This window comes from Aquipuribacter nitratireducens, from assembly GCF_037860835.1.
Lineage (GTDB): Bacteria > Actinomycetota > Actinomycetes > Actinomycetales > JBBAYJ01 > Aquipuribacter > Aquipuribacter nitratireducens.
On sequence record NZ_JBBEOG010000001.1, the window covers coordinates 88,909 to 105,620 of the forward strand.

At 76.1% G+C, this 16,712-nt stretch carries 16 protein-coding genes; 10 read left to right on the top strand and 6 right to left on the bottom strand.

Going from position 1 to position 16,712, the window contains the following annotated elements:
* Positions 1-36: 36 nt before the first annotated feature.
* Positions 37-1,086: an ATP-binding cassette domain-containing protein gene (locus WAB14_RS00385; RefSeq protein WP_377002234.1), complete on the top strand. Its 1,050-nt coding sequence runs from the start codon at positions 37-39 to the stop codon at positions 1,084-1,086.
* Positions 1,083-1,982 carry an ABC transporter permease gene (locus tag WAB14_RS00390; protein ID WP_340266298.1) on the top strand — a complete coding sequence of 300 codons (900 nt, stop codon included), beginning with the start codon at positions 1,083-1,085 and terminating at the stop codon, positions 1,980-1,982. Before WAB14_RS00385 ends, WAB14_RS00390 begins: the two co-directional genes overlap by 4 nt.
* A gap of 112 nt (positions 1,983-2,094) precedes the next feature.
* Here WAB14_RS00390 and WAB14_RS00395 read toward each other — a convergent pair whose 3' ends face one another.
* The 5 genes from WAB14_RS00395 to WAB14_RS00415 form a co-directional block, all read right to left on the bottom strand.
* Positions 2,095-3,243 carry an NHL repeat-containing protein gene (locus tag WAB14_RS00395; protein WP_340266300.1) on the bottom strand — a complete coding sequence of 383 codons (1,149 nt, stop codon included), beginning with the start codon at positions 3,241-3,243 and terminating at the stop codon, positions 2,095-2,097.
* A complete protein-coding gene (locus WAB14_RS00400; RefSeq protein WP_340266302.1) occupies positions 3,240-3,842 on the bottom strand; it encodes an RNA polymerase sigma factor in 603 nt (200 codons plus the stop codon). The genes WAB14_RS00395 and WAB14_RS00400 overlap by 4 nt, the downstream gene beginning before the upstream one ends.
* A gap of 59 nt (positions 3,843-3,901) precedes the next feature.
* Positions 3,902-4,369 (bottom strand): hypothetical protein, encoded by a 468-nt coding sequence (locus WAB14_RS00405; RefSeq protein ID WP_340266304.1) that lies wholly within the window; start codon positions 4,367-4,369, stop codon positions 3,902-3,904.
* Positions 4,370-4,552: 183 nt separating this feature from the next.
* The gene (gene greA / locus WAB14_RS00410; RefSeq protein ID WP_340266306.1) at positions 4,553-5,047 is read right to left on the bottom strand and encodes a transcription elongation factor GreA; all 495 of its coding nucleotides are present in this window, start codon (positions 5,045-5,047) and stop codon (positions 4,553-4,555) included.
* Between the two features lie 193 nt (positions 5,048-5,240).
* The gene (locus WAB14_RS00415) at positions 5,241-5,669 is read right to left on the bottom strand and encodes a DUF4307 domain-containing protein (protein ID WP_340266308.1); all 429 of its coding nucleotides are present in this window, start codon (positions 5,667-5,669) and stop codon (positions 5,241-5,243) included.
* Between the two features lie 148 nt (positions 5,670-5,817).
* Between WAB14_RS00415 and mca the strand changes: the two genes are divergently transcribed.
* The 6 genes from mca (at position 5,818) to WAB14_RS00445 (ending at position 12,839) form a co-directional block, all read left to right on the top strand.
* On the top strand, positions 5,818-6,723 hold the full coding sequence (gene mca / locus WAB14_RS00420) for a mycothiol conjugate amidase Mca (RefSeq protein WP_340267369.1): 906 nt from the start codon (positions 5,818-5,820) through the stop codon (positions 6,721-6,723).
* On the top strand, positions 6,720-7,034 hold the full coding sequence (locus tag WAB14_RS00425; protein ID WP_340266310.1) for a hypothetical protein: 315 nt from the start codon (positions 6,720-6,722) through the stop codon (positions 7,032-7,034). Before mca ends, WAB14_RS00425 begins: the two co-directional genes overlap by 4 nt.
* Before the next feature lie 75 nt (positions 7,035-7,109).
* Positions 7,110-7,265, top strand: a complete 156-nt coding sequence (locus WAB14_RS00430) for a hypothetical protein (protein WP_340266312.1) — start codon at positions 7,110-7,112, stop codon at positions 7,263-7,265.
* A 68-nt stretch (positions 7,266-7,333) separates the two neighbouring features.
* Positions 7,334-8,686, top strand: a complete 1,353-nt coding sequence (locus tag WAB14_RS00435) for an exonuclease SbcCD subunit D (RefSeq protein ID WP_340266314.1) — start codon at positions 7,334-7,336, stop codon at positions 8,684-8,686.
* Positions 8,686-11,934, top strand: a complete 3,249-nt coding sequence (locus WAB14_RS00440) for an AAA family ATPase (RefSeq protein ID WP_340266316.1) — start codon at positions 8,686-8,688, stop codon at positions 11,932-11,934. Before WAB14_RS00435 ends, WAB14_RS00440 begins: the two co-directional genes overlap by 1 nt.
* 71 nt (positions 11,935-12,005) lie before the next feature.
* Positions 12,006-12,839, top strand: coding sequence for a PhzF family phenazine biosynthesis protein (locus tag WAB14_RS00445; protein WP_340266318.1), 834 nt, complete (start codon positions 12,006-12,008; stop codon positions 12,837-12,839).
* On the opposite strand, the gene WAB14_RS00450 is transcribed toward WAB14_RS00445, so the two are convergent.
* Positions 12,829-14,952 (bottom strand): ATP-binding SpoIIE family protein phosphatase, encoded by a 2,124-nt coding sequence (locus tag WAB14_RS00450; protein WP_340266320.1) that lies wholly within the window; start codon positions 14,950-14,952, stop codon positions 12,829-12,831. The genes WAB14_RS00445 and WAB14_RS00450 overlap by 11 nt on opposite strands.
* A gap of 138 nt (positions 14,953-15,090) precedes the next feature.
* Between WAB14_RS00450 and WAB14_RS00455 the strand changes: the two genes are divergently transcribed.
* Complete coding sequence (locus WAB14_RS00455) at positions 15,091-15,810, top strand: hypothetical protein (protein WP_340266322.1); 720 nt, start codon at positions 15,091-15,093, stop codon at positions 15,808-15,810.
* 154 nt (positions 15,811-15,964) lie between these two features.
* Positions 15,965-16,711, top strand: coding sequence for a response regulator transcription factor (locus WAB14_RS00460; protein ID WP_340266324.1), 747 nt, complete (start codon positions 15,965-15,967; stop codon positions 16,709-16,711).
* The last annotated feature ends 1 nt before the right edge of the window (position 16,712 follow it).

The following is a 16,712-nucleotide window of genomic DNA, read 5'->3' on the forward strand; positions in this document are numbered from 1 at the left end:
AAACGCGCTCGCGGACTGTCGGACCGCGTGGACAGGATGGGTCCCGTGACCGACACCATCGTCGCCGAGGGCCTCGTCAAGACCTACGGCTCCGTCCGCGCGCTCGACGGCTTCGACCTGTCCGTGGCGCCGGGCACCGTCATGGGTCTGCTCGGCCCGAACGGCGCCGGCAAGACGACGTCCGTCCGGGTCTTCACGACCCTGCTGCGGGCCGACAGCGGCCGGGCGAGCGTCGCCGGCCTCGACGTCGTCCGGGACGCCACCGAGCTCCGCTCCCGCATCGGGGTGTCGGGGCAGTACGCCGCGGTCGACGAGAACCTCACCGGCTTCGAGAACCTCGACATGGTGGGCCGGCTCTACCACCTGGGCTCGAAGGTGTCGCGGGAGCGGGCGTGGGAGCTGCTCGAGCGTTTCGACCTCACCGAGGCGGGCCGGCGCCCGGTCAGCACGTACTCCGGCGGCATGCGCCGGCGCCTCGACCTCGCCGGCGCGCTCGTCGCGCAGCCGGAGGTGCTGTTCCTCGACGAGCCGACGACCGGGCTCGACCCCCGCAGCCGCATCGGCATGTGGGACGTCATCGCCGAGCTCGTCTCCGGCGGCACCACCCTGCTGCTCACCACGCAGTACCTCGAGGAGGCCGACCGCCTCGCCGACCGGATCGCCGTCATCGACACCGGCAAGGTCATCGCGCTCGGCACCGCCGACGAGCTCAAGCAGCAGGTCGGCGGGGAGCGGATCGAGGTGACCGTCGCCCGCCCGGAGGAGCTGCCCGTCGCCCGCGACGCGCTCGCGCGGCTCTGCCTCGCCGAGGTCGGCGTGGAGGAGCACACCCGCACCCTCACGGCGCCCGTCAGCGGCGGGGTCAGCGTCCTCGTCGACGCCCTCCGCGCGCTCGACGCCGCGCAGGTCGAGGTGCTCGACGCCGGCGTCCGGCGGCCCACCCTCGACGACGTGTTCCTCACCCTCACCGGGCACGCGGCCGAGGAGACCCCCGACCCGGACGCCGACGACGGCGGTGGCGTCGCCGGACGACGCGGGCGCCGGTCCCGACGCAGCAGCACCGAGAAGGAGGCGGCGCAGGCATGAGCGCTCCCACCACGCCCACGGGCACCACGACGTCCACCCGGTCCGGGCCGTCGCGCCGCCCGGCCGCGTCGCCCGCGAGCGGGCCGCTCGTGGCCCTGCAGGACGGCTGGACCGTCGCGCGGCGCAACCTCATCAAGATCAAGCGGGTGCCGGACCTGCTGGTCGGCTCGATCATCTCGCCGATCATGTTCATCCTGCTGTTCGCCTACGTCTTCGGCGGGTCGATCGCCCTACCCGGTCAGGACGCCCTCGACCCGGCGCTCTACCGGGAGTTCCTCATCGCCGGCATCTTCGCCCAGACGGTGATCTTCGGGGCGACCATCACGGGCTCCGGCATGGCGCAGGACCTCAAGACCGGCATCGTCGACCGTTTCCGCTCGCTGCCGATGGCGCCGTCGGCGGTGCTCGTCGGCCGCACCACCGCGGACGTCGTCAACAACGTCCTCACGATCGTCATCATGTCGCTGACCGGGCTCGTCGTCGGCTGGCGCATCGGGAGCTCGGTCGGGGAGGCGCTCCTCGGGTACGCGCTCCTGCTGTTCTTCGCCTACTGCATCAGCTGGGTCATGGCGTACGTCGGACTGCTCGTGCGGACACCCGAGGTCTTCAACAACGTCGTCTTCATCGTGATCTTCCCGTTGACGTTCATCGCGAACACGTTCGTGCCGCTGGAGAACTTCCCCTCGGCGCTGCGCGTGTTCGCCGAGTGGAACCCGGTGTCGGCGGTGACGCAGGCGGCCCGCGAGCTGTTCGGCAACGTGCCGCCGGGGTTCCCGGAACCGCAGGCGTGGCCGCTGCAGAACAGCGCCCTCTACACGGTGCTGTGGGGTGCGGCGATCCTGCTCGTGTTCGTGCCCCTCACGGTGCGGCAGTACCAGCGCGCCGCCGCCCGCTGAGGCCCCCCGGGTCTGACGCAACGCGCCGTGGTGTCGGATAGGGCGACGCGACGGCCCCTTGTGTCGGGTGAGGAGTGACGCAACGGCACGTCCCGTCAGACGGTTCGGCGCGTCAGCGCGGGTCCGGTTGGATGCGCAGGACCTGGCGGCTGCCGTGCGCGACGTACCAGACGTCTCCGGCGGCGTACGCCGCCGGGCCGGCGAACAACCAGCCGCCCAGTCGCAGGTGCTGCACGATCCGGCCGTCGTCGGCGCGGACCTGTGCGAGCGTGCCGCCGCCGGCCGTCACCCAGAAGGCGTCGCGGTCCGGGTCGTGGACGGCGTACGGGTCCTGCTCGTCCCGGCCGCCGGGGACGGTGAGGCGACGGACCTCGACGAGAGTGGTCGGGTCGAGGCCGACGAGCTCGTCGGTCTCGGGGACGCCGACCCACACCAGCCCGTCGCCGGCCAGGAGCGCGCCAGGCCTCCCCCCGAGGGGCGCCGGGTCGCCGACCGCGCCGTCGGGGGCGACGCGGACGGCCGCGCCCAGCGCCGGGACCGTCACCACGACGGCGCCGTCGGGCTGGACGAGGACGCGTTCGGCCGGCCCCGGCAGGGGCACCCGCTCGGCCACGGTGCCGTCGGCCGGATCGATCCGGGCCAGGCCCGCTGCGCCGTCGCTTGCCCACACCTGCTCGCCGGAGGCGCCGATGCCGAATCCGTCGCCGACCGCCACGCGCGTCCGCACCTCGAGCGTGTCGGGGTCGACGCCCAGGACCTCCTCGCGCAGGTGCACCCAGACCATGTCCGCCGACAGGGCCGGCGCCTCGACCCGCCCCGGTGGCAGTTCGACCTCGACGAGGCCGCCGTCGGCCGGGTCGATCCGGCTCAGCACGACCCCGCCGCCGTCTCGGGCGCTGGTGACCCACACGTGCCCCAGGCCCGCACTCGCGCCCGTCGGGAAGCCGGGGACGGACCACGTGCCGAGCACCGTGCCGTCGGCGGGGCGGGTCGGCGAGGGCGTCGCGAGGGCCGACGGCGGCGCCGGACGGACGGGCACCACGGGGGTGTCCGACGGTGAGCCCGCCAGGGCGACCACGGCCACCGTGGTGGCGGCGGCGGCTGCCACGCCGAGTGCGACAGCCACCCGCGGGCCGCGCGGGGGGCGCCGGGCGCGCGACCGCAGCTCGTCCCACGCCCCGGGCCGGGGACGTACTGTCTCGGCGCGTGCGGCGAGGGCGGCGCGGAGCTCGTCCTCCAACTGGTCCTGGTGCCGGCTCACGTGCCCACTCGCTCCAGCCCCGTGGGGCGGGCTGGGTCTGCCGGCCGCGCGTGCTCCCGCCGAACCCGCAGGGTCGCCGTGGCCCTCGACAGGTGCTGCTTCACCGAGCCCGGCGAGATCCGCAGGGTCTCGGCGATCCCGCGGTCACCGAGACCCGCCCAGTACCGCAGCACCACGCACTCCCGCTGCCGACGGGGGAGGGCAGCGACGAGGCCCAGCAGCTCGTCGCGCTCGCCACGCCCGACGACCTGCGACTCGCCCGACGGCGCGTCTGCGCGGGCGAGCCACGCCTCGGCCTCCAGCGCCCGCTGCCGGCGCCTCACCGCGACCCGCCGCCGCATCGAGGACCGGCACACGTTCACCACGGCGCGCCGCAGGTAGCCCTCGGCGGCGTCCGGGTCGCGCAGAGCCATGCCGCCGCGACGGTGCACGGAGAGGAAGACGTCCTGCACGACGTCCTCGGCCTCGTCGTGGTCCAGGAGCAGCCGAGCCAGCCGCACCATCGGCCAGTAGTGCACCTCGTAGAGTCGCTCGAGGTCCTCCAGCGCCGACGTGCCCGCCCCGGCCTCGCCCCCGGACCCGCGACCTCCCCGGCCCACGCCCACCAGGCTAGAGCCGCGAGCGGTCGACGTCCCGGCTCCCGGTCGACTGGTCGCGATCAGGTGAGGTACGCGCAGAGCGCCGTCTCGTCGAGCTCCTTCGGCCCGGCCGAGACCAGCTGCTCCCCGCCCGAGAGGACGGCGCGACCCGCGGACAGGAGCACGACGCCGTACCCGGGCACGGTCACACCGCGCTCCTTGCCGCGCAGGGTCACGGTCCCCGAGGGGTCGAAGGTCTCGTTGACCACGCCCCGCGAGCCCAGCGAGGCTCCCGTCTCGGGGTTGGACCACGTCAGCGTGTACGCAAGGTGCACGTCGAGGCGCTCGCCCCGGAACGTCTCCTGCGCCCAACCCTCGGCGGCCACGTCGAGCGCGACCTCACCGCAGTCGACCAGGCCGGGCAGCACGAACGCGAAGTGGATGCGTTCAGGTCGCTCCGGCGGCGCCGCCGACGCCACGGCGGGGGTGAAGGCCACGAGGGCGGCGCCGGCGGTGAGGGCGAGGGAGTGGCGGACGGTTCGATGCATGGCTGGTCTCCTCCGGACGGGCCGCGTGGTGCGGCGCCTGTGGTCGTGTGACCCCAGGTCGCCCGAGACCGCTCGCTGGTTGACACCCCTGCGCGCCCTCCCCCTGACGGAACGGCACATGGCGTCGACCTGGTCGACGCCATGTGCCGTTGCGACAGAAGCGGTGGGTGGGTGGCGGGTTGCTCAGCCGGTGAAGCGCTCCGCCTTGAGGATCCTCACGGGGATCTGGCGGCCGTTGGGCGCGGTGTAGCTCGTCTCGGTGCCGACCGGCTGGCCGAGGACCGCGGCCCCCAGCGGGGACTGCTCGGAGAACACGTCGAGGTCGGTCGTGGCGGCGATCTCGCGGCTGCCGAGGAGGAAGGTCTCCTCGGCGCCGGCGACGTCGGCGGTCACGACCATGCCGGCGTGGACGGCGCCGTCGTCGGCGATGTCCTCGGGCGCCCCCACCTGCGCGTTCTCGAGCATCTGCTCGAGCTGGCGGATGCGGGCCTCCTGCTTGCCCTGCTCCTCCTTGGCGGCGTGGTAGCCACCGTTCTCCTTGAGGTCGCCCTCCTCGCGGGCGGCCTCGATCTTGCGGGCGAGCTCCAGGCGGCCCTCGCCCCGCAGGTGGTCGAGCTCGGCCTGCAGCCGGTCGTGGGCCTCCTGGGTCAGCCAGGTCACGCTGCTGGTCTCGGACATGCACGTACTCCTCGGTGGTCGGGTCCCCCGGGCCCGTCCGCGTCGGCGTCGCCGGTGGCGCGCCGCGGGACCAGCCGGGCTCTCGTCACGGGTCCGTTCCCCCTGTCCGGGGCCCGTGGGTAAGCCCACGATCATACGCCAGTGGGTGCCCCCGGCCGGTACGGGTGCGAGCCCGGCGCCGGTCAGGCGCCGGTCAGGGGACGAGGATGCACGTCCGCACCGACGACGTGACGGCGCGGGAGGTCGTGCGGACCTCGGTCGTCACGCTCGTCGCGCGCTCCGCCAGCGGGTCCAGGTCGACGTCGACCTGCCCGACGTCGCCGTAGCGGGCGTCGGCGGCCCGGACCTGGCAGCGCAGCCGGTCGCCGGGGTCGGCGTACACCTCGAAGGTCGTCCGCACGAGGTGGTCGTCGACCACCTCGAACGACACCTCCCGCCACCGCACGTCGTCGGCGAGGACGGCGCGGGTCACGAGCGCGAAGGCCGACACCGCGAGGAGGCCACCGAGCACTGCGACGGCGACGGCGAGGGCGCGCCCGCCGCGTCGCGGCGGACGGGCGTAGCGGGCCGCCACGTCGTCGGCGGGCACACCCGGCGTGACCGCGTCCCGGCCCTGCTCCACGCGCCCTCCCGACGATCGGGGACAATCCCTGTCGGCCCCGACCCGGTGTCGGAGCCCGACCCCATGATGACCCGTCGTCCCCGGGCACACCGCCCGCCCGGTCGGGGACCGACAACGAGGGAGGACCGTGAGCGAGCAGCTCCGCCTGATGGCCGTCCACGCGCACCCGGACGACGAGTCGAGCAAGGGCGCGGCGACCACGGCCCGCTACGTCGCCGACGGCGTCGACGTCCTCGTCGTCAGCTGCACGGGAGGCGAGCGCGGCGACGTCCTCAACCCCCGGCTGCAGCACGACCCCGAGGTGGTCCGCGACATCGTCGGGTACCGCCGCCGGGAGATGGCCGAGGCCGTCCGCATCCTCGGGGTGCAGCACCGCTGGCTCGGGTTCGTCGACTCCGGGCTGCCCGAGGGAGACCCCCTGCCGCCCCTGCCGGACGGCTGCTTCGCCCTCGAGCCCCTCGAGATCGCGGCCGCCCCGCTCGTGCGGCTCGTCCGGGAGTTCCGCCCGCACGTCATGACGACGTACGACGAGAACGGCGGCTACCCGCACCCGGACCACATCATGTGCCACCGGGTCTCCGTCGAGGCGTACGAGGCCGCGGGCGACCCCGACCGCTACGTCGGCCACGGCGCGCCGCCGTGGACGCCGCTCAAGCTCTACTACAACCAGACCTTCTCCCGACTCAAGATCACCGCCTACCACGAGGCGCTCCTCGCCTCGGGTGCCGAGTCGCCGTTCGCGGAGTGGATGGAGCGCTGGGAGGAGCGGGAGGAGCGCCCCGTCACCACGCGCGTGCCGGTCGGCGACCACATCGAGACCGCTGACGCCGCCCTGCGCGCCCACGCCACGCAGGTCGACCCCGACGGGTTCTGGTTCGCGGTGCCGGCGGCGCTGCGCCGCGAGGTGTGGCCGACGGAGGACTACGAGCTCGCGCGCAGCCGCGTCGGCGGTCCCGTGGCGGGCACGCCCGAGGCCGACGGCGTCATCGAGGACGACCTGTTCGCCGGGGTCCGAGAGCACCTCGCCGCCCAGGCCGCCGGGGTCGCGAGGTGAGCGTCGCGGGTCTGCTGCTCGGCGCGAGCCCGTCGCCGGCGCCCGACGGCGCACCGCCCCCGGAGCTCGTGACCCCGGGGACGATCGGGTTCGTCGTGACGTTCCTCGTCGCCGTCGCGTTCGTCTTCCTGGTCCGCGACATGGTGCGACGCGTCCGCGGGATCGACGTCCGTGCCGCGCGGGAGGAGCGCGAGGCGCAGGCCTCCGACGGCGGGTCGGGTACCGAGGGCCCGCACGGCCGACCGGGTGAGCGCGGCACGGGCCGTGACGACGCGGACGGCACCGGTGGGGTGCCCGGACCCCGTCGCTAGCCCGTCCGGCTGACCTCGTCCGGCGGACCCGGTGACACGCCGTGGCCGCGGCCGCGGGCGGCCTACGGTCGGGTCATGACCCCGGTCCCCCTCCAGTCCCGCCGCCCCGACGAGGCCGCCGCCGTCCCGGTCGTGCCGGTCGAGCCGGTCGTGCCCGGCGCCCTCGCGGAGCCGGCCGTCGTCGACCTCGCGCTCCTGGAGCGGGTGCTCTCCGCCGTCGAGCGGCTCTGACGCCCACCGTCCGGGCGTGACGGCGCGCCGGACGGGTTGTGTCGCGGGCCCCGCCTAGCGTCGTCGGCATGCGGTTGCTCCACACCTCCGACTGGCACCTCGGGCGGCGTCTGCACGGTGCCGACCTCACCGAGGCGCACGCGGCGTGGGTCGACCACCTCGTCGAGGTCGTGGTCGGGGAGCACGTCGACGTCGTCGTCGTCGCGGGGGACGTGTTCGACCGGGCCATCCCCCCGGTGGCCGCCGTGCGGCTGTGGGACGAGGCGCTGCAGCGGCTGCGTGCGGCCGGGGCCGCCGTCGTCGTGTCGAGCGGCAACCACGACTCCCCGGCCCGGCTCGGCGCCCACGGTGCCCTGCTCGCCGAGCTCGGGGTCCACGTGCGCTGCGACCCGGCCCGCGTCGCGGAGCCCGTCGTGCTGCACGACACCCACGGCCCGGTGGCCTTCTACCCGCTGCCCTACCTCGAGCCCGTCACCGCGACGTCGTCGCTGCCCGACACGGTCCCCGGGCCTGCCCGCAGCCAGGCGGCGGTGGTGGGCCGCGCCGTCTCGCTCGCCACCGCCCACGCGGCGCAGGTGGGGCACGGCCGCACGGTCCTCCTCGCCCACACGTGGGTAGCCGGGGTCGGGGGCGAGGACCGTTGCGACAGCGAGCGCGAGATCGGGGTGGAGCCGCCCGTCACCGGCGGGTCCGTGCCGCGGGTGGGCGGGGTCGACCGCGTGCCCACGGAGCCGTTCCGCGGCACCACCTACACCGCTCTGGGGCACCTGCACGGGCCGCGCACCCTCGACGAGCACCTCCGCTACAGCGGGTCGCCTGTGGCGTTCTCCTTCTCCGAGCGGAACCACCGCAAGGGCAGCTGGCTCGTCGACATCGGTCCGGACGGCCTCGAACGGGTGGAGCGGGTCGAGGCCCCGGTCCACCGGGGACTCGCGCAGCTGCGCGGCACGCTCGAGCAGCTGCTCGGCGACCCCGCCCACGCGGTCGCCGAGCACCGCTGGGTGAAGGCGGTCCTCACCGACCCCGCCCGCCCCGCCGAGGCGATGCGCCGGCTGCAGGACCGGTTTCCGCACGCGCTCGCCCTCGAGTGGGAGCCGGAGGGCCGGGCCCCGGAGCTGCCGTACGCGGTGCGGCTCGCCGCCGCCCGCACCGACACCGAGGTCGCGACCGGCTTCGTCGAGCACGTGCGTGGCACACCCGCCACCGCGGCCGAGGCGACGGTGCTCGACGCGGCCTTCCGGGCCGTACGAGCGGCCGCGACGGGGGAGCCGGTGGCCGCGTCCGCCGCCCCCGCCGCCGACGAGCTCGCTGCCCTGGACGACGTCGACGGGCTCGACGGGCTCGACGGGCTCGACGCGGACCTGCTCGCAGGTGCGACCGACGTCCCACCGCCTCCGGCGCGGGGCGAGGGCGCGGCCTGATGCGCCCGCACCGGCTCCGCGTCACGGCGTTCGGGCCGTTCCCCGGGAGGGTCGAGGTCGACCTCGACGAGCTGTCGTCCGGCGGGCCGTTCCTGCTCCACGGCCCCACGGGGGCCGGCAAGACGAGCCTGCTCGACGCCATCGGGTTCGCCCTCTTCGGTCGGGTACCGGGCGCCCGCGGCCAGAAGCAGCTGCGCAGCCACCACGCCGCCCCGGAGCAGCGCACGGAGGTCGAGCTCTGGGCGAGCCTCGGCGACCGTGCCGTCCACATCACGCGCACCCCGGACCAGGAGCGACCCAAGACTCGTGGCAGCGGCACCACGAAGGACCGCGCGAGCGTCGCTGTCGAGGTCGCCCGCGACCTCGCCGGGCTCGAGCGCGGCGACCTCGTCGCGAGGTGGACGGGCGTCCAGGAGGCCAACGACGAGCTCCAGCAGCTCGTCGGCATGTCGCACGAGCAGTTCTTCCAGGTCGTCGTCCTCCCGCAGGGCCAGTTCGCCCAGTTCCTGCGCGCCACCGACGACGACCGCGCGGCGGTCCTCCGGCGGCTCTTCGACACCGCCCGCTTCGGCGCCGTCGAGCAGCGGCTGAAGGAGCGGGCCCGGACGCTCGAGCAGCGGTGCGCCGACGCCGCGCGGGCGTGCGAGGTCGCCGCCGCCCACGTGAGCGCGCACGCCGGTCTGTCGGACGAGGGCCCGCCGGACGCCGACCGGTCCGGGTGGGGGCTCGACCTGCTCGCTGCCGCCGGCCGGCTGGAGGCCGCCGCGGACGCCGCCGCGTCGTCGGCAGCGGCGAAGGAGGCGACAGCCCGCGCCGCCCTGGAGCTCGCCCGCGAGGCCGCCGACCTCCTGGACGCGCGCCACGCCGCCTCGTCCGCGCTCGCCGCCCTCGAGGCGGACGGCGACCAGGCCGAGGCGGACCGGCTCGCCCTCGCCGCCGCCGACCGCGCAGCCCCGGTGGCCGGGCTCCACGCGGCGGCCGTCGCCGCCACGACCGCCGTCGCCGAACGGCGTGCCCTCGCTCAGGAGGCCATCGAGGTCGTGCGCGGGACCGGCGCGGGCGACGGGTCACCCGCGTGGGTGCTCCCGACCGAGATCGACGGCGAGGCCTGGCAGGCGCTCGTCGACGAGGTCGCCGAGCGCGTGCGTACAGCCGTGGCGGGCGCCGAACGGCTGGCCGGGCTCGGTGCCGACCTCGAGCGCCTCACGCACCTCGTCGCCGGCAGGGGAGCCAGGGACGGTGCCGTCGCGGCCGCCCGCCGTGACGCCGACCACCGCCGGCGCGCACTCGAGGGGCTGCCCGCCCGGGTCCGCGCCGTCCAGCGCGAGCGCGAGACGGCCGTGCAGCTGGCGGCCGGCGCGAGCCAGGCGGAGGTCGAGGCCGCGCGCTACGCGAGGGCCGACCGCCTGCTCGACGAGCTCCTCGAGCAGGTCGGTGCGGTCGCCGACGCGGAGCGTGCCGAGCTCGACGCCAGGGCCGCCGCCCGCGCGGCCGAGAGCAGGTACGACGCCGTCCGGGAGGGCCGGCTGCGCGGCATGGCGGCGGAGCTCGCCACCTCCCTCACCGCGGGCGAGCCGTGCGCTGTGTGCGGTGCCACCGAGCACCCCGCGCCCGCGCGACCCGGCCCCGAACCGGTCGACGCCGGCACCGAACGCGTCGCCCGTGCGGCCGCCGACGACGCCCGCGCCGTCGCCGACCGCGTCACCGGACAGCTCGCGGACGCGCGCAGCTCCGCGGAGCGGACCCGTGCCGCGCTCGCCGAGGCGCTCGCGCCCGACGGGGAGGACGACGCCGTCCCGGCGCTCACCGACCTCGTCGCACCCGAGGGCGCCACCGGGCTCGACGCCCTGCGGGCCGAGGTGGCGCGGCGCAGCACGGCCGCCCTCGCACGGGGCGAGGAGTGCCGGGCCGCGCAGGTGCTCGTCGCGCACTGCGGCGAGCGGCTGGCCGCGCTCGATGCAGAGGAGGGCGAGCTCCGCGAGGGTCACGAGGCCGCGCGCCACGCAGAGCAGCACGCGGTCCACGAGGCGGCGACCGCCGAGAGCGAGGCCTCCCGGTTGGCCGCCGGGCTGGCCACCGACCTGGGTGTCGACGGAGTGCCGGCCGAGGGGTCCGGGGCCCCGGTCGAGGCGGAGACGCTCGTGCGCGTCGGGGAGGCCCTCGAGGAGGCACGGACCTCGGCGGCGGACGAGGAGGGGCGCGCCGACTCTGCGCTCACCGCCCTCCACGACCTCGCGTCCGCCGCCGGTCGCGAGCGCGCGGCGCGGGCGCACGCTCGCACCGCCGCCCACGACCACGGCTGGGAGGAGCCGGCCGAGGCGGCCGCCGCCGCCCGGCCCGCACCCTGGTGCGACACCACCCGGGCCCGGCTCGAGGACCGGGACCGGCGGTGCGCCGAGGAGCGTCGCCGCCTCACGGACGCCGACGCCCGGCTGACCGACCTCCTCGGACCCGAGGTGTTCGACGCAGCGGACGCCGCCGACGGCGGCGACGGGCCGGGCGAGGTCCTCGCAGCGGCCCGCTCGTGCGCGTCCGAGGTCCCCGTGCACGAGGCGGCGCTCGTCGCGGCCGGCAGGGCGCGCCGCGAGGCGGACTCGGCCGACGCCCGGGCCGCCGACCGGCACGCGGCGCTGCGCGTGTCCGTCCCGCGCCTCGTCGAGGCCGAGCGCGCCGTCGGGCCGCTGCGCGAGACCGCTCGCGAGGCGCGGCGTCTCGCCGACCTGTGCAGCGGCAGCAACGACAAGGGCATCCCCTTGTCCACGTACGTCCTCGCCGCGCACCTCGAGCACGTCGTGTCCGCCGCCAACGTCCGCCTCGGGCGGATGAGCGACGGTCGCTACGCGCTCGAGCACGTCGACGAGGGCGAGGATCGGCGGCGTCGGGCGGGACTCGGTCTCGCCGTCCTCGACGGCTGGACCGGCACGCGGCGCCCCGCCGGGACCCTGTCCGGCGGGGAGACGTTCCTCGCGAGCCTCGCCCTCGCCCTCGGGCTGTCCGACGTCGTCACGGCCGAGGCGGGCGGCACCCGGGTCGATGCCCTGTTCGTCGACGAGGGCTTCGGCACCCTCGACCCCGAGGCCCTCGACCGTGCGATGGACGTCCTCGACGGGCTGCGGGAGCACGGTCGCGTCGTCGGCATCGTGAGCCACGTCGACGAGCTGCGTCGCCGGCTGCCCACGCAGCTCCACGTGCACCGCGGGCGGGACGGCTCCTCCGTCGAGGTGCTGACGGCCGCGCTGCCCGGTTGACGGGTGGAACCCGTCACGATCAGGCGTGTTCCGCTGACAGCCCGTCACCTCCGCTGACACGATGTGTCGCCATGCGAGCCGCTGTCGTCGACGCCTTCACCGACCGGGCGTTCGCCGGCAACCCTGCCGCCGTCGTGTGGCTCGACCCCGAGGCCCCCACGCCGGCGCTGGGCTGGATGCAGCGGGTCGCCTCGGAGTTCGGTCTGTCGGAGACGGCCTTCGTCAGCCCGCTCGGTCCGGGTCAGTACCGGCTCCGGTGGTTCACCCCCACGGTCGAGGTCGAGCTGTGCGGGCACGCGACGCTCGCCACCGCCCACTGGCTGCTCGAGCAGGGCCTCGAGACCGGCCCCATGACGTTCCGCACCATGTCGGGACGACTCAGCGCCGACGGGTCCCCCGGCGACGTCCGCATCGGGCTCCCGCTCGTCCCGGTCGGGGACCGCCGCGCCCCCGACGGTTTCGAGCAGGCGATGGGCTTCCTCAGCTACGAGCTCGTCGGCTTCACCGACCAGTCCGAGGCGCTGCAGCGCAACGCCCTCGTCCTCGTCGACGCCGTCGACCTCCGTGACATGCAGCTCAACCTCCGCAAGCTCGCGCAGCTGCCGCTCGGCGGGGTCATCGCCACCGCCGCTGCCGACGACGTGAACGCCGCCAAGGGCGTCGACGTCCTCAGCCGCTACTTCGCCCCGGCCCTCGGGATCGACGAGGACCCGGTCACCGGGTCCGCGCACTGCACGCTCGCCGACTACTGGTGCGGCGAGCTCGGCCGGCGCAGCTTCCGTGCGGCGCAGGTGTCGGAGCGCGGTGGGCTGCTCGACGTCGAGCTCGACGACAGCCGCGACGAGCCCCTCGTGCTGCTGCGCGGCGGGGCCGTCACGACGATGGAGGTCACCCTCAGGGTGTGACGGTCACGGCGTGACCCTGCCGTCGTGGGCCGCCCGTCGCGACCTCGAACCAGACCCGCAGCCCGCTCGTCGTGCGCTGGCTGCCCCAGGCGTCCGCCACGTCGGCCACGATGCCCAGCCCCCGGCCCCGGGTGGCGCCCACAGGAAGGTCGTGCGGCCTCGCCTCGCCGTGCGCGCCCCGGTCGCTGACCGTCACGAGCACCCGCTCGCCGCCGCATCGCACCGCCACCTCGGCGGTCGACCTCGCGTGGACGACGGCGTTGGTCACGACCTCCGACAGGGCGACCTCGAGGTCGCCGACGCGGTTCGTCACTCCCCACGCCGCGAGCTGGTCCGCGAGCCACCGTCGTCCCTCCCGCGCCGCCGACGGCTCCGCCGGCAGCACCGTGCGGGCCGTCCGGACCCGCCCGGCGGTGCGGGCGGCCGCGAGCAGGGCGACGTCGTCGGACGTCTCGGGGCCGTAGCGCTGCAGCAGCGCCCCGCACAGGACGAGGGGGTCGGCGTCGCCGTGGCGGGCCACCTCGTCCAGCAGCAGGTCGAGCGAGTCGGTGAGCGACTGGTCGCGGCGTTCGACGAGCCCGTCGGTCAGGAGCAGGAGGAGGTCGTCGACGGCGAGCTCGAAGTCCATCGCCTCCCGGTCGCCGGCGATGCCGAGGGGCGGCCCCACCGGCAGCTCGAGCAGCCGCGGAGGCGGCAGCACTCCCTCGACCGGGGCGGGCCGCAGCACCGGCGGCAGGTGGCCCGCGCTCGCCGCGCACGCCCGGCCCGTCGCCGGGTCGAGCAGCACGTAGCAGACGGTGACGAAGTGCCCGGAGCCCAGGGCGTCGCTGGAGGACGCCATCCGCTCGAACAGGTCGCTGCAGGTCCCCAGCACGTGACCCGGGGAGGGGTCCCGCAGCGCGACGGCCCGGATCGCGGAGCGGACCTGACCCATGACCGAGCTCGCGAGGACCCCCTGTCCCATGGCGTCGCCGAGGACGAGCGCGACCTGGCCGTCGGCGACGTCGAACGCGTCGTAGAAGTCGCCGCCGACGGTCGCGCGGGCCGCACCCGGTTCGTGGCGGACCGCGACCAGCAGGTGGTCGTGCTGCGGCAGGTTGTCCGGCAGGAGGCTGCGCTGCAGCAGCTGCGCCGCGCTCCGTTCCTCCTCCAGGACGTGCGCGCGCCGCAGGGCACGGGCCAGCAGCCCCGCGCAGCTGTCGAGCAGCCGCAGACCGGTCGGGTCCGGTGCGGCGTCGGCGTAGCCGAAGGCGAACCAGCCGTCGCGGACGGGTCGGCGGCCGAGCTCGGCCTCGTCGCCGTCCAGGCGGACGGGAAACACCGCGACCTCCCCGACCTGCCGGTCCACCGCGTCCGCGGCCGGACCCAGCCAGCGCAGCAGCTCCTCGCCGGGGCGCAGGGAGGAGCGGGTGCCGGGCTGCTCGCCGCCCGCGACCGCGAGGTCCCACCGGGTCCCCCCGGACCCCGCGGAGCGGCTCCCCGACCGGCTCGGCGACCGTCCCGGCAGGGAGCGCCACAACGGCGGCAGGCGTTCCGTGGCCGGGTCCGCGAGGTCGGCGGCCGTGAACCGGACCGTCACCCAGCCGTCGCGTCCGGGGTCGCGCAGCGCGAGACGCACGAGGTCCGCCCCGAGGTCGGCGACCGCATGGTGGAGGGCGGCGCGGACGACGTCGTCGACCGTCACGGCCTCGGTGAGGCGGGCGGCCAGCCGCGTCACCACGTCGGCGCCGCCCGGCCCCGCCGCGGGCGCGGACCCGACGAGCAGCAGGCCCGCGAGCCCACCGGCGGAGTCGAGCACCGGCGAGCACCCACCGGCGAGGGGTGGCGTGATCTCGCCCGCGACCTGGTCCCGCCAGACCCGGTGCACGGCGTCGCCGACCCCCGGCACCTGCCACACCCCGGCGAGCACCTCGTCGGCCCGGCGGCCCGCCCCGTCGGCGCGGCCGACCAGGGCCGCGAAGGCGGCGTTGCCGAGCACGAGGTGGTCGGGTCCGTGGAGGTAGGCCATGGGGGCCGACGAGACGAGCACCGTGCGGACGACGGCACGGACGGCGGCATCCCCCGCGTGGCGGCCCAGCGGCGCCGCGAGGTGCGTCGGCAGGTCGTCGGCCACGGGCGCCACTGTGCCGGAGCGGGGCCCGTGTCGCGCGCACAGCCCCGCCCGGCGTCCCGCACAGCGTCCTGACAGCAACCCGGCGGAGGGTCGTCGGTACACGCGGGAGACACCCGCGCAGAAGGACGGAGGCACACCGTGACCCGACGCAGGACCCTCGCCGCCGTGGGGCTCGCCGGCGCCACGGCTGTCGTCGTCGGCGCGGCCGCCCTCACGGGCGCCGCTGCCGCGACGACCGACGACACCACGACGGGAACCGTCGTCGACCGCGTCCAGGCGCGCGTCGAGCGCATCGCCGAGGCGCTCGGCGGGCTCGTCGACGACGGGACCATCACCGAGGACCAGGCCGACACCGTCGCCGAGACGCTCGCGGAGTCCGACGCCCTGCGCGGCCCGGGCGGTCACGGGGGCCACGGCGGACCCGGTGGCCACGGCGGGCGGCTGCTCGTCCTCGACGCCGCCGCCGAGACCCTCGGCATGAGCGCCGAGGAGCTGCGCACCGCGCTCCAGGAGGACGGCGCGACCCTCGCCTCGGTCGCCGAGGCGCAGGGCGTCGACCGGGACGCCCTCGTCGACGCCCTCGTCGAGGCCGCGCAGACCCACCTCGACGAGGAGGTGGCCGAGGGCGACCTCACGCAGGAGCAGGCCGACGAGCTCGGCGCGGACCTGGAGACCCGCGTCGCGGACCTCGTCGACGACGAGCTGCCGGCTCGCGGTGTCGGCGCTGGTCGGGGCTGGCACCACGGCCCCCGCGGCGGGATGACGGACGACGGCACGGACGACGGCACGGACGACGGCACGGACGACGGCACGACGACGCCGTCCCCGTCCGCGTCGACCGCGGCCCTCGACGTCTGACGAGCCGCTGGGACACGGCCGGCTGCGCCGCCGGTCGCTGATGGCGACCGGCGGCGCAGCCGCGTCCACGACCTGGCCGGTGCCACAGCGACCGCACAGGAACCGCACAGCACACGCACCCTCGCCGCACAGCGCGCCGCGCCATGCTGGTCCCATGACGAGCCCCGCCCGCACCGAGCGCGCCGCGCCCCTCGCCCGGGCGGACGGCGCACCCGTCCGGGTCCTCGTCGTCGACGACGAGCAGGCGATCACCGAGCTGCTCGCCATGGCCCTGCGCTACGAGGGGTGGGAGGTCCGCAGCGCCGCCGCCGGCATCCCCGCCGTCCGCGCCGTCAAGGAGTTCCGACCGGACGCGGTCGTCCTCGACGTCATGCTCCCCGACATCGACGGGCTCGAGGTGCTGCGGCGCCTGCGCGGCGGCGGCGACGACGTTCCCGTCCTCTTCCTCACCGCGAAGGACGCCGTCGAGGACCGCGTCGTCGGCCTCACCGCCGGCGGCGACGACTACGTGACGAAGCCGTTCAGCCTCGAGGAGGTCGTCGCGCGGCTCCGCGGGCTCATCCGTCGCAGCGGCGCGGTGGCGGCGAAGACCGACGCCCGGCTCGTCGTCGGTGACCTCGTGCTCGACGAGGACTCCCACGAGGTCACCCGCGGCGGCGACGAGATCGCGCTGACGGCGACGGAGTTCGAGCTGCTCCGCTTCCTCATGCGCAACCCGCGTCGGGTCCTGAGCAAGGCGCAGATCCTCGACCGGGTGTGGAACTACGACTTCGGCGGGCAGGCGAACATCGTCGAGCTGTACGTGTCGTACCTGCGGAAGAAGGTCGACGCCGGCCGCACGCCCATGATCCACACGCTGCGCGGGGCCGGGTACGTCCTCAAGCCCGGCGCCGACGCCTGAT